The sequence below is a fragment of the Marivibrio halodurans genome (assembly GCF_017963645.1).
In the GTDB taxonomy this organism is placed as follows: domain Bacteria; phylum Pseudomonadota; class Alphaproteobacteria; order UBA8366; family Aestuariispiraceae; genus Marivibrio; species Marivibrio halodurans.
Window position 1 is genome coordinate 296,640 of record NZ_JAGMWN010000003.1, and the last position, 11,609, is coordinate 308,248.

An 11,609-nucleotide genomic window follows, 5' to 3' on the forward strand; every position below is an offset into this window, starting at 1 on the left:
CTCGCGCGTTGATTGCTCGGATCCTGCCGATTGATTTAGGCAGGAATAGGGTCAACGCCAAGCCTGCAGAACACGCGCGGCGCCGGATGCGTCGATCCGGTCGAAATAGGTGATGGTCTTGCGGAAGGCCGGGGTGCGCGCCGCCTCCGCCGGGTTGTCCTGATCCATGACCCGGGCCAGGACCTCGCCGAAGCCTTGCTTATCCATGCCGCCGGCCTTGCAGGCGATGGCCAGCGCCTCGGGGCCCGCGCGGTTCAGGATGCGGTCGACACCGGAGCGGCTCAGCTTCGCGAACTCGCCGAAGAGGGATTCGAACTCCTCGTACCGCCCCTCGACCAACGCCTTCACCAGCAGGCGCGGATGCGGGCGGTGACCGCCCAGATCGCTCGGCATCGCGCGCAGATCGGCCAGATCGTCCGGATCGGCGGACGGGGTGGCGCTTTCCGTCACATCCTCGCGCCGGAAGCCGGTCGCCTCCCGCGCGGCGAAGCGCTCATTGGCCTCGTCCAAGGCGGCGCGCAAGCTGTCCTTCTCCGCGCCGCCGCCGGTCGCCTCAAGCTCCTTCAGGCGGGTCTCGATCGCCTCCTTCAAGCGCGGGCCGACGACACCGTAGAGGCGGCGCGCGACGCGCATCGACAGATCCTTGCGCCCGGCGAGCGGTCCATGCAGCGCCGGACGGTCCGCCGCGCCCTCCGCGATGCGGATCATCACCTCCTCGTCGACCTCGGCGCCGGGATTGCTCAACATCGCGACCAAAACGGTCTCGTTGTCCCGGCGCGCCAGCGCCTCCGTCAAGGAACCGGAGAGGCTGCGCCGCCGCGTGACCGCGAGTTGATGGCCCTCCCCCTCGCCCAACACGATGGGGACGAGATCCTCGTCCTCCAGCACGAGGGAGCGGGCCAGCACCGGCTCCGCCACCTCGATCGCATCGCGGGCGAGGCGAATCAGCAGGTCCCTGGGCGCGTCCTCCCGATCCGCCACATGATCGGCCAGGGAAGCACGGACATTCGTCTGCACCGTCTCCAACAGCGTGTCGAAGATCTCATAGACCAGGGCACGCTCGCTCTCGCTCAGGGTGACGCCGGATTTCAGGCAAAGCTCGTTCAGCCCCTGGACCAGGAGCCCCCGCGCCTCCGGCGAACGCTCGCGCGCGGCGGCGACAAGCGCATGGGCCGCCCCGCCCTCGCGCAACGCCGCCTTCGCGGCCGCGGCCTTGCGCGCGAGTTCGAACGGATCGCGCGCGTCCGCGGGCCGGTCGCTCCGCGCCCGGTCGTCGGCGGCCAGCGCCGCGTTCAGGAATTCATTCGGATCGAAATCGTCACTCATCGCCCTGCCGGCCATCGCCGTCAGATCGCCCACCCATCGTGCCGATCCCTATCAAACTATGAAGACGGGGGCGATGCAGCAAGTTTCGTGGATTATGCCCCCGCGTTACCGTGCCCCCCTTGCCCTCACCGCGCCTCCGTATGCCCGTCCACCGGGATCGCCTGGCCGGTGATACGGGCGCCGCCGGGACCGGCAAGGAACAGAACGGTCTCCGCCAGATCGTCGGCCGTCACCCATTGGCGTAGGCTGTTGCCCTGGACATAGCCGTCGCGGACGCCGCTTTCGGGCACGCCGCGCGCGCGGGCCTCGGCGGCGATGACACGGTCCATGCGATCGCCCTCGACGATACCGGGGCAGAGGGCGTTGACCCGGATTCCATCCACCCCGACCTCGGCGGCCAGTGCCTTGGTCATGCCGATGATCCCGAACTTGGCCGTGCAATAGGCCGTGCGATGCGCATAGCCGGCCAGCCCCGCGTTGGAGGAGAAGGTCACGATCGTCCCCCCACCCGCGCGCCGCAGACGCGGCACCGCCGCCCGGGCGCAGAGATAGCCGCCGATCAGGCTAACATCCAGGCAGGCGCGCCACGCGGCGGCCGCCGTCTCCTCGATCGGGCCGATGGGCCCGGCCGTCCCGGCGCAGGCGACCAGGATATCCAAGCCGCCGCCGAAGACCGTATCCGCCTCGGCGAAGAGGCGCTCCACCGCCGCCTCGTCGGAGACGTCGCAGACCATGCGGCCGATCCCCTCCGGCAGGCTCGCCAACCCATCCCCATCCACGTCGCAGGCAAGGACATGCGCCCCGTCCTCCGCCAACCGCTCCGCGATGCGGCGGCCGATCCCACCGCCCCCGGCGGTCACCAGGGCGCGCTTTCCCGTTATCTCCCGGGTCATGGTCATTATGTCATCTTTCTCGAATGGCGGTCAGAGATCGGGACGGCGGCGCACGCCGTCGCGGATATGCTTGTAGTCCAGCGTCGCCGGATCGGCGATCACCGGGCCGGGCGCGGCGGCGGTGAGCACGGCGCTCGCGATCGGCTGGAAATCGGCGCGGAAATGAACGGAACTCTTGAGCACCAGGATCGGCTGGTCCGCCGGCTCCAGTCCGAGATGGCGCAGCATCGACTGGTCCCCCGCCTGTTCCGAGCGGCTGGCCAGCACGACGCGCACGCCCGCCACCTCGATCAATGCCATGGGGCCGAGTTCCATGCGCGCGCCGCCCCACATCGGCCCGGTCGCGGTGAACCGCCCATCGCCGAGGGAGACCACGCGCCCCGCCGCCTCCACCGGACGATCGCCGGGGAAATGCCGCCCGCCCAGCGCGAAGGGCGCGTCGCCCCCCACCCCGGTCGCGTGCGCCAGCGCCGCGCTTTCCGGGTCGATCAACATGGCGAGCACCGCGCCCTGCGCCCCGGCGTCGAGCAGTGCGCGCAGCATCCCCGTCGTGTCCCCCGGCCCGCCGCCGCCGGGATTGTCCTGGGTATCGGCGATGACGACGGGCTTTCGCGCGCCGTCCGCCACGATCTCCATCGCGCGGCGCACGGCGGCATCGGGGGGATAGATCGGCTCCCCGAACTCCGGCTTGGCGGCGATCATCGCGTCCGCCAGGGCGTCGGCGGCCGCGTCGGCCGTGCGTTGGTCCTCCGCATAGGCCAGGATGGCGGGGCCCACCTCGCGGATGTCGGCCTGGGGAAATCCGCAGGCGATGGCGAGCGCGCGCAGGCCCGGATCGCGGTCCAGCATCCCCGGCAGGGTTTTGCCGTAGAGCCGGTCCATCGGCGCCAGTTCCGTGCAGCCCCAATTGAGCGGAATGAGGAAATCGAGCTTGCGCAGGCTCTTGGCCGGCCGGCGATGGGTTCGCGCGATTTCCAGGAGATGCAGCGCGGTTCGCGCCCCCGTCTCCCCCATATCGACATGCGGATAAGTGCGGTAGATATCGATCAGATCGGCATGCGCGACCATCGCCTCCGTCACATTGGCATGGAGGTCGAGGCTGACGGCGATGGGAACATCCGGCCCCAGCAGATCGCGGAAACGACGCAGCAACTCGCCCTCTCCATCCTCCAGATGCTCCGTCACCATGGCGCCGTGCAGGTCGAGATAGAGGCCGTCGACCGGCCCCTCCGCCGCGATCGCGCGCTCCAGCCCCTCGACCAGCGCGGTCGCGATGCGCTCATAGGCGTTCTCGGTCACATGCGCGCTCGGCGTCGCCGCGGCCCAGGATAGCGGGACGAGTTCAGCGCCCGCCCCGGTCAGGGCCGTGACCGCGCCGGTGATCGGGATATGCACCCCGTCCACCGCCTCCAGCATGGCGGGTCCATGCGCCAGGGCGGGCCAGCCGCCGGCGCGGGCGAAACTCTCGAAATCCGCCTTGACCGGGGCGAAGGTATTCGTCTCGTGCTGAAAGCCGCCGACGGCGATACGCATCGCGAAGCCTCTCCTTGCAAATCCACGGACACGATGCTGACTATGGCGTCCGGCCCCGACCCAATGCAAATGGCAGTTATGATCCTGCGCCCGGCCAAACCAGACGATCTGCCCCTGCTGCGCGCCTGGGACAATGCCCCGCATGTGATCGCCGCCTTCGGGGCGGCCGACCGCTTCGACTGGCACGCCCTGATGGCGGAGCCGCGTACGACCCGGGAACTCCTGATCGGCGAGGCGTCGGGCCGCCCCATCGGGGCCGCGATCCTGGCCGATCCGATGCGGACCGATCCGGAACGCTGGCACGCGCACGGGGCCGGGCGGCGGCTGGTCGATCTCTGGGTCGGTCCGGAGGCGGATCTGGGCCAAGGCTTCGGGCGCGGCATGATGCGGCTGGCGCTGGCGCGCGCCTTCGCCTTGGGACGCGTGCGCGCCGTGATCGGCGCACCGCTTGCCCGGAATATCCGCGCGCGCGGGTTCCTCTATGACCTGGGATTCGGCGAATTCGGCCGCCTGCCCGACCGGGAGGGGGTGCGCATCCTCTACGAGATGCCGCGCGCCCGATGGGCCCGGCGCCGATTAAAGGGCACGGGGGCGAAGACTTAGGCCAGACCGGCCGCGCGCTTGCCCTCCTCCGTGCGCAGCGAGAAATCGCCGCCCGCATGGGCCGCGCCCGCCGGTCCGCAGAGATGGAGGATACCGCGCGCCGCGGCCTCCGGCGGGATATGGATATCGGGGTCGAGTTGACTGACCGGATTGATGCCGGACGCCTTGATCGCGACCTGCATTTCCGTGCGCACCGTCCCGGGGCTGAGACCGACCACGGTAACGCCCTTCTCCGCGACCTCCAGATGGGCGGACCGGGTCAGCATCAGAACCGCCGCCTTGCCCGCGCAGTAATGGCTCCACCCTTCCAGCGGGCTGGTCGCGGCGCCGGAACTGACATTGACGATCGTCCCCGCCCCGCGCGCGATCATACCCGGCAGCACCGCGCGGATACCATGATAGACACCCTTCACATTGATATCAATGGCGGCGCCCCACCCTGCCGGATCGCTTTCCGACAGGGGAGCGATGGGCTCGATCACCCCGGCATTGTTGATCAGGATGTCGGGGGCGCCGAACAGAGCCTCCGTCGCGGCGACCGCCGAGTCGACCGCCGCCCAATCGGCGACGTCGCAGGCACGGGCCAGCGCCGTGCCGCCGGCCGCGTCGATCTCCTCCGCGATGCGTTCGATCTCCTCCGTCCGACGCGCCAGCAGGACGACCGAGGCCCCGCGTTCGGCCAGAAGGCGCGCCGTCGCCTCGCCGATCCCGCGGCTGGCGCCGGTAACGATCGCCACCTTGCCGGAAAACTCTCCTTCGTTCATGGCCCGTCTCCTTGCCTATCCGTCGCGGCCTGTCCTTGGAAAGCCCCCCTCGCGCGGGATCACCATAGGCGGTACGACGGTACGTGGAAACCGCCGGCCATTGCAAATCGCCCGGCACGACGATATCTCCCGCGAAACGGACGCTGAAGAAGGTTAGGATTGGGCGATGAGCGAACGGACGATCCATATCGTCGGCGGCGGGCTCGCCGGCTCCGAGGCCGCCTGGCAGGCGGCCGGAATGGGCGCGCATGTGGTGCTGCACGAAATGCGGCCCGTGCGCCGCACGGACGCGCATCACACGGACCGGCTGGCGGAGTTGGTCTGCTCCAACTCCTTCCGCTCCGACGACGCGGAATACAACGCCGTCGGCCTGCTGCACGAGGAAATGCGCCGCGCGGACTCCCTGATCCTGGCCTGCGGCGATCGGGCGAAGGTGCCGGCCGGCGGCGCGCTGGCCGTCGACCGGGACGATTTCGCGGAACGCGTCTCCGCCGCGATCGAGGGGCACCCCAATATCGAGATCCGCCGGGAGGAAGTATCCGGCCTGCCACCGGCCGATTGGGAAAGCGTGATCGTGGCCACCGGCCCCCTCACCTCGCCCGGGCTGAGCAAGGCGGTGCTGGAGTTGACGGGGGAGACGCAACTCGCCTTCTTCGATGCGATCGCCCCCATCATCTATCATGAGAGTATCGATTTCTCGCGCGCCTGGCGGCAATCCCGCTACGACAAGGGCGACGGCACGGACTATATCAACTGCGCCATGGACAAGGCGCAGTACGAGGCCTTCATCCAGGCCCTGATCGACGGCGACAAGACCGAATTCAAGGAATGGGAGAAGGACACCCCCTATTTCGAAGGGTGCTTGCCGATCGAGGTGATGGCCGAGCGCGGTGTCGAGACCCTGCGCTTCGGGCCGATGAAACCGGTCGGCCTGACCGACCCGCATACGGACAAGCGCCCCCATGCGGTCGTGCAGCTTCGCCAGGATAACAAGCTGGGGACGCTCTATAACCTCGTCGGTTTCCAGACCAAGCTGAAATACGGTGCCCAGAAGGACATCTTCCGCATGATCCCGGGGCTACAGGAGGCGGAGTTCGCGCGCCTCGGCGGCATTCACCGCAATACCTTCCTCAACAGCCCGCGCCTGCTCGACGACCGGCTGCGTCTGAAGGCCGATCCGCGCCTGCGCTTCGCGGGCCAGGTGACGGGCGTGGAAGGCTATATCGAAAGCGCGGCGATCGGGCTGATCGCGGGACGCTACGCGGCGGCGGAGCGGCTCGGCCTCGACCAGCCGGCCCCGCCCGAGGAGACAGCGCTAGGCGCCCTGATCGCCCACATCACGACCGGCGCCGACGCGGAGACGTTTCAGCCGATGAACGTCAATTTCGGCCTCTTCCCGCCGCTGGCCGAGGAGATCGGCGTCACCGACAAGAAGAAGCGCCCGCGCGGCCGCGATCGCAAGCTGCTGTTGAGCCGGCGCGCGCTGACGGCCGTCGACCGGTGGCTCGGCCGCCCCGCGGCGGCGGCGGAGTAACGGGCGGAGTAACGCGCCGCCCGGACCATCGCCCGGGCACATATGCGAAAGCCGGTCTCCGTGCCGCCATAGTGAGCGGCACGGAGACCGGCCATCGCCGGGAAATGAATAGATACCAACCGTCCGGCCAGACAGGCGCCGGATGGACCGCCTACGCGCCCCGCTGCGGACGCATGTCGGCGGGGTCGATGCCGGCGACGACGTTGGGCTTCTTCATCGCGTCGCGGCGGAAGGGTTCGCCCAATTCCTGGTTCAGGATAACCTCGATGAAGGTGGTGACCTTGTCGGTCATCTGCGCCTTGATCGCGGCATCGAGCGCCTTGGTCAGCTCGTCCATCGTGGTGACCTGCACGCCCTTATGGCCGCAGGCATCGGCGATCCCGGCATAGCTCACGTCGAGATCGAGTTCCGTGCCGACGAAATTATCGTCGAACCAAAGCGTGGTGTTCCGCTTCTCCGCGCCCCACTGATAGTTCCGGAAGATCACCATGGTGACCGGCGGCCAGGGATCGCGGCCGACGGCGGTCATCTCGTTCATGGAAATACCGAAGGCGCCGTCGCCCGCGAAACCGACCACCGGCACGTCGGGACAGCCGATCTTGGCGCCGCAGATCGCCGGGAAGCCATAGCCGCAGGGACCGAACAGGCCGGGGGCCAGATATTTCCGCCCTTCCTCGAACACCGGATAGGCATTGCCGATCGCGCAGTTGTTGCCGATGTCGGAGGAGATGATCGCCTCGCGCGGGAGGGCCGCCTGGATCGCGCGCCAGGCCATGCGCGGCGACATGCGCTCCGGCTCGCGGTCGCGGGCGCGCTGGTTCCAGCTCGTCCCCGGATCGTCGTCCTCGTGATCCATGGAGGACAGAGCCTGCAGCCAGCGCGAACGGGTCTCCGCCACCAAATCGCGCCGTGCCTGCCGGCCGCTATCCCCGGCGGAGGCGTCGAGACCGTCCAGAAGACGCTCCGCCACCTGACGGGCATCGCCCTGGATGGCGACGGATACCTTCTTGGTCAGACCGATCCGGTCGGCGTTGATATCGACCTGGATGACCTTCGCGTCCTTCGGCCAATAATCGATGCCGTAGCAGGGCAAGGTCGAGAAGGGATTGAGTCGCGTGCCGAGCGCGAGCACCACATCCGCCTGGGCGATCAGTTCCATCGCCGCCTTCGAGCCGTTATAGCCGAGCGGCCCGACCGAGAGCGGATGCGAACCGGGGAAGGCGTCGTTGTGCTGATAGCCGCAGCAAACCGGCGCGTCCAGCCGTTCCGCCAGGGCGCGCGACGCGTCGATGCCGTTCGCCAGAACGACGCCCGCGCCGTTCAGGATCACGGGGAACGAAGCCCCGGACAGCAGCTTCGCCGCCTCCGCGATCGCCTTCTCGCCGCCGGAGGGGCGTTCGATCTCCACCACCTGCGGCAGATCGATATCCACCACCTGGGTCCAGAAGTCGCGCGGCACGTTGATCTGGGCCGGGGCGGAACCGCGCCACGCCTTTTCGATCACGCGGTTCAGCACCTCCGCGATGCGGCTGGGGTCACGCACCTCCTCCTGATAGCAGACCATGTCCTCGAACAGCGCCATCTGCTCGATTTCCTGAAAACCGCCCTGGCCGATGGTCTTGTTGGCCGCCTGCGGCGTGACCAACAGCATCGGCGTATGGTTCCAGTAGGCCGTCTTGACCGGGGTGACGAAATTGGTGATGCCGGGACCGTTCTGGGCGACGGCCATGGCCATCTTGCCGGTCGCGCGGCTATAGCCGTCGGCGATCATCCCGGCGTTACATTCGTGCGCGCAATCCCAGAAGGTGATACCGGCCCGGGGAAACAGATCGGATATCGGCATCATGGCCGAGCCGATGATGCCGAAGGCATGCTCGATCCCGTGGCGCTGAAGCACCTTAACGAAGGCCTCCTCGGTGGTCATCCTCATGGTGCGTTCCTCCTGTTCCGCGATTAGGGGCCGTGGGCCCGAATTGGCCGTCTTCCGGCGGCACAGGATATCGGGCAGATGGACCGGCGGCCACTAGAGCCAGATCGCCCCGAACCGCTGGTCCACCGTCTGGGCCAGTTGCCATGCTCCTCCCCCCCATGCACCATCTGGCCCCATCCATGGACACCATCTGGCCCTAGCCAAGCGCGGCAATTGTCGGTGACCCTTTCGAGACGTATTGTCGCGTTCGCCCGCTTCGAAATTTTGTTGCGGGTTATGCGCTTACCGCGCTGCGGCATGACGACGGCCCGGGCCGTCGAGAGGGGACGGGAGCGCTCATCGCGCTTCGGGATACTTTCCGACAACCCGACCGTCGAGGAAACCGGACGCCACGGCAACGCGGCGTCCAACGGCATGGGGCCCGAACGGCGGCGACCGTTCACAGAAGCACTCGGCCGGACGTCGAACGAATATAAAGCGCGGAGGGGCGCTCCGGCCAAGGGCCGGATCCCGCCGCGACGTCTAGGGTCATCGGTTCACTTGGGAGACGAAAGCACCATGAAGAAAGACACCACGAGCCAGAAATCCTCGCGCGCCACGCAAAAAGCGCTGCGCGGCTTCACCCGCCGGCAACTGCTGAAGAGCGCGGCGGTCACCGGCATCGCCGTCGCGGCCGCGCCCGCCTTCGTGCGCGACGCCTTCTCCTCCTCCGGCGAGATCAACATCCTGATGTGGTCGGACTATCTGCCGGAACCCTTCATCAAGGCCTTCACGGACGCCACCGGCATCACGGTCAACTACACCGGCATCGGCTCCAACGAGGAAATCATCAACAAGATGAAGGCGACGCAGGGCCAGGGCTTCGACATCGTCAGCCCGACCAACATGCGCTCCCTGCAGTGGGAGCCGCTGGAACTGCTGCAACCTTTCGACTACGGCCGTATCCCGAACCTGGAGAACGTCAACCCGGCCATGCTGAAGGTCGGCGACACGGAGTGGAACTTCGACGGCAAGGGTTCGCACTGGCTGCCGCATATCTGGGGCACCGAGGCGATCGGCTGGCGCATCGACCTCTACACCCCGCCGGAAGGCGTTCCGAGCTACGGCGCGGTCTGGGATCCGGCGAACGCCGGCAAGACCATGGGCCGCCCGCACTCGATGATGCTGGGTGCCGGCCTTTACCTCGAAGGCGCGGGCGAGCTTGCCCCGGGTTCGATGCGCAAGGCCTATGAGAGCGAGGAGGCCATGCGCCCGATCTGGGACCAGGTCACCAAGTTCTGCATCGACCGGAAGGAGAACATCAAGCTCTTCTGGAACGACGCCGACACGCAGAAGAACGCGCTTCTCAACGAAGGCGTGACCGTCGGCCAGACCTGGGACGGCCCGCCGCTCGCCATGAAGACCGAGGGCGAGCCGGTCACCTATCAGGCGCCGAAGGAAGGCGCGCTGGCCTGGGTCGACGGCATGTCCATGCCGGTCGGGGCGCAGAACGTGGATGCGATCTATACCTTCCTGGAGTTCGCCTACCAGCCGAAGCCGGCCGGCGAGGCGATCGACCACCACGGCTACAACTCCGCCGTCCTGGGCGCCGACAAGCATGCCGGCGATAGCTACAAGAAGAACTTCGCCGAGGCCTATCCGGGCGACGCGCTCAACAACCTCTGGCCTTGGCCGAAGGAGCCGGTCTGGTACGCGGAGGTCCGTACCGAGTACCGGAACAAGTTCGTCAACGCGTGACCGGGCGATCCCGAACACACGTCTGATGCACTTTACTCGATAGCCGACGGCCGGGATCCGGACGAACGCCTCTGGGGGGAGGCGTCCGGATCCCGGTCGGAGGCATCCCGGCGCGCGAAACGCGCGCCCTTCCCCTGCATAGTCGGAGGCGGCGTATGAGCCAAGCCGCGGTGGAATTGGATTCCGTCACCATCAAGTTCGGTGATTTCGTCGCCGTCCGGGATGTGAATATCGATATCGGCGACGGGGAATTCTTCAGCTTCCTCGGCCCCTCCGGCTGCGGCAAGACGACCCTGCTGCGCGCGGTCTCCGGCTTCCTGGAGCCGACGGATGGCCATGTGCGCATTCACGGCAACGACATGGCCGGTATCGGGCCGAATGTGCGCCCCACCGCGCTGATCTTCCAGAATCTGGCGCTCTTCCCGCTTATGACGGTGTGGGAGAACATCGCCTTCGGGCTCGAGGTGCGCGGCGTCGGCAAACGGGAACGGCGCGACCGCGCGGAGGAACTGCTCGACCTGATCGCGCTGCCCGGCCAAGGCGACAAGATGGTGAGCGAACTTTCGGGCGGCCAACGACAGCGCGTGGCGATCGCCCGCGCGCTGGCCGTGGAGCCGAAGGTGCTACTGCTCGACGAGCCGCTCTCGGCCCTCGACCTCAAGCTGCGCCAACATATGCGGACCGAACTGCGCGCCATCCAGCAGCGCGTCGGCATCACTTTCATCTATATCACCCACGACCAGGGCGAGGCGCTGACCATGTCCGACCGCATCGCGGTCATGAGCGCCGGCGTGGTCGAACAGGTCGGCAAGGGCGCCGACATCTACGACCGCCCCGACAGCGCCTTCGTGGCCAGCTTCGTGGGCGAGAACAACGCCTTCCGCGGCCGTGTCACGCAAATATCCGGCGATGAAGTGAAGCTGGAAGGGCGGCAGGGCCAATTGGTGGGCCGGTTCAATCCCGACAACCCGGTGCGCGAGGGGGACGAAGCCTATCTCTTCGTCCGGCCGGAGAGCTTCAAGTTCGCCGATGCCGCCAATGCGGACGCCGTCAACACGATCAAGGCCACGGTGCGCGAGGACGAGTTCGAGGGTAGCTTTCACCACCTGATCCTCGCCGCCGGCGAGGATGATTATGTGCGCATGTCGCTGACCAATGACGGCAGCCATAGCAGCAATCTCAAGGGCGCCGAGCAAAGCGTCCGGTTCGAGCCCGCGCGCGGCGTGGTCTTGCCGATCGGCCCGCTCGCGACCGAGTAAGCCGTCTCCACAGGGTCTAGAGGGGCGAGA

Annotated in this window: 9 protein-coding genes; 4 read left to right on the plus strand and 5 right to left on the minus strand. The window is 67.7% G+C overall.

What is annotated here, in order from left to right:
- Positions 1 to 51: 51 nt before the first annotated feature.
- The 3 genes from KAJ83_RS08185 to KAJ83_RS08195 all read right to left on the minus strand — a co-directional run bounded on the left by KAJ83_RS08185 (position 52) and on the right by KAJ83_RS08195 (position 3,752).
- Positions 52 to 1,359: a DUF2336 domain-containing protein gene (locus KAJ83_RS08185; RefSeq protein WP_210681555.1), complete on the minus strand. Its 1,308-nt coding sequence runs from the start codon at positions 1,357 to 1,359 to the stop codon at positions 52 to 54.
- Between the two features lie 92 nt (positions 1,360 to 1,451).
- Positions 1,452 to 2,225, minus strand: a complete 774-nt coding sequence (locus KAJ83_RS08190; protein ID WP_210681556.1) for an SDR family oxidoreductase — start codon at positions 2,223 to 2,225, stop codon at positions 1,452 to 1,454.
- Between the two features lie 24 nt (positions 2,226 to 2,249).
- Complete coding sequence (locus KAJ83_RS08195) at positions 2,250 to 3,752, minus strand: M81 family metallopeptidase (protein WP_210681557.1); 1,503 nt, start codon at positions 3,750 to 3,752, stop codon at positions 2,250 to 2,252.
- A gap of 69 nt (positions 3,753 to 3,821) precedes the next feature.
- Here KAJ83_RS08195 and KAJ83_RS08200 point away from each other — a divergent pair, with 69 nt between their 5' ends.
- Positions 3,822 to 4,355 carry a GNAT family N-acetyltransferase gene (locus KAJ83_RS08200; protein ID WP_210681558.1) on the plus strand — a complete coding sequence of 178 codons (534 nt, stop codon included), beginning with the start codon at positions 3,822 to 3,824 and terminating at the stop codon, positions 4,353 to 4,355.
- Here KAJ83_RS08200 and KAJ83_RS08205 read toward each other — a convergent pair.
- On the minus strand, positions 4,352 to 5,119 hold the full coding sequence (locus KAJ83_RS08205; protein ID WP_210681559.1) for an SDR family oxidoreductase: 768 nt from the start codon (positions 5,117 to 5,119) through the stop codon (positions 4,352 to 4,354). The genes KAJ83_RS08200 and KAJ83_RS08205 overlap by 4 nt on opposite strands.
- Before the next feature lie 166 nt (positions 5,120 to 5,285).
- On the opposite strand from KAJ83_RS08205, the gene trmFO reads away from it, so the two are divergent.
- Positions 5,286 to 6,653: a methylenetetrahydrofolate--tRNA-(uracil(54)-C(5))-methyltransferase (FADH(2)-oxidizing) TrmFO gene (trmFO, locus tag KAJ83_RS08210; RefSeq protein ID WP_210681560.1), complete on the plus strand. Its 1,368-nt coding sequence runs from the start codon at positions 5,286 to 5,288 to the stop codon at positions 6,651 to 6,653.
- A gap of 151 nt (positions 6,654 to 6,804) precedes the next feature.
- Here the strand turns inward: trmFO and xsc are convergent, their stop codons facing one another.
- Positions 6,805 to 8,583 (minus strand): sulfoacetaldehyde acetyltransferase, encoded by a 1,779-nt coding sequence (gene xsc / locus KAJ83_RS08215; protein ID WP_210681561.1) that lies wholly within the window; start codon positions 8,581 to 8,583, stop codon positions 6,805 to 6,807.
- A gap of 558 nt (positions 8,584 to 9,141) precedes the next feature.
- Between xsc and KAJ83_RS08220 the strand changes: the two genes are divergently transcribed.
- Both KAJ83_RS08220 and KAJ83_RS08225 read left to right on the plus strand, forming a co-directional pair.
- Positions 9,142 to 10,320: an ABC transporter substrate-binding protein gene (locus KAJ83_RS08220; RefSeq protein WP_210681562.1), complete on the plus strand. Its 1,179-nt coding sequence runs from the start codon at positions 9,142 to 9,144 to the stop codon at positions 10,318 to 10,320.
- A gap of 155 nt (positions 10,321 to 10,475) precedes the next feature.
- Positions 10,476 to 11,579: an ABC transporter ATP-binding protein gene (locus KAJ83_RS08225; protein ID WP_210681563.1), complete on the plus strand. Its 1,104-nt coding sequence runs from the start codon at positions 10,476 to 10,478 to the stop codon at positions 11,577 to 11,579.
- Positions 11,580 to 11,609: the final 30 nt, after the last annotated feature.

Excerpts from the sequence above, each read along its gene's own strand:
- KAJ83_RS08195 (WP_210681557.1), bottom strand. The coding sequence starts at position 3,752 with ATGCGTATCGCCGTCGGCGGCTTTCAGCACGAGACGAATACCTTCGCC.
- KAJ83_RS08200 (WP_210681558.1), top strand. The coding sequence starts at position 3,822 with ATGGCAGTTATGATCCTGCGCCCGGCCAAACCAGACGATCTGCCCCTG.
- KAJ83_RS08205 (WP_210681559.1), bottom strand. The coding sequence starts at position 5,119 with ATGAACGAAGGAGAGTTTTCCGGCAAGGTGGCGATCGTTACCGGCGCC.
- KAJ83_RS08225 (WP_210681563.1), top strand. The coding sequence starts at position 10,476 with ATGAGCCAAGCCGCGGTGGAATTGGATTCCGTCACCATCAAGTTCGGT.
- trmFO (WP_210681560.1), top strand. The coding sequence starts at position 5,286 with ATGAGCGAACGGACGATCCATATCGTCGGCGGCGGGCTCGCCGGCTCC.
- xsc (WP_210681561.1), bottom strand. The coding sequence starts at position 8,583 with ATGAGGATGACCACCGAGGAGGCCTTCGTTAAGGTGCTTCAGCGCCAC.
- KAJ83_RS08220 (WP_210681562.1), top strand. The coding sequence starts at position 9,142 with ATGAAGAAAGACACCACGAGCCAGAAATCCTCGCGCGCCACGCAAAAA.
- KAJ83_RS08190 (WP_210681556.1), bottom strand. The coding sequence starts at position 2,225 with ATGACCATGACCCGGGAGATAACGGGAAAGCGCGCCCTGGTGACCGCC.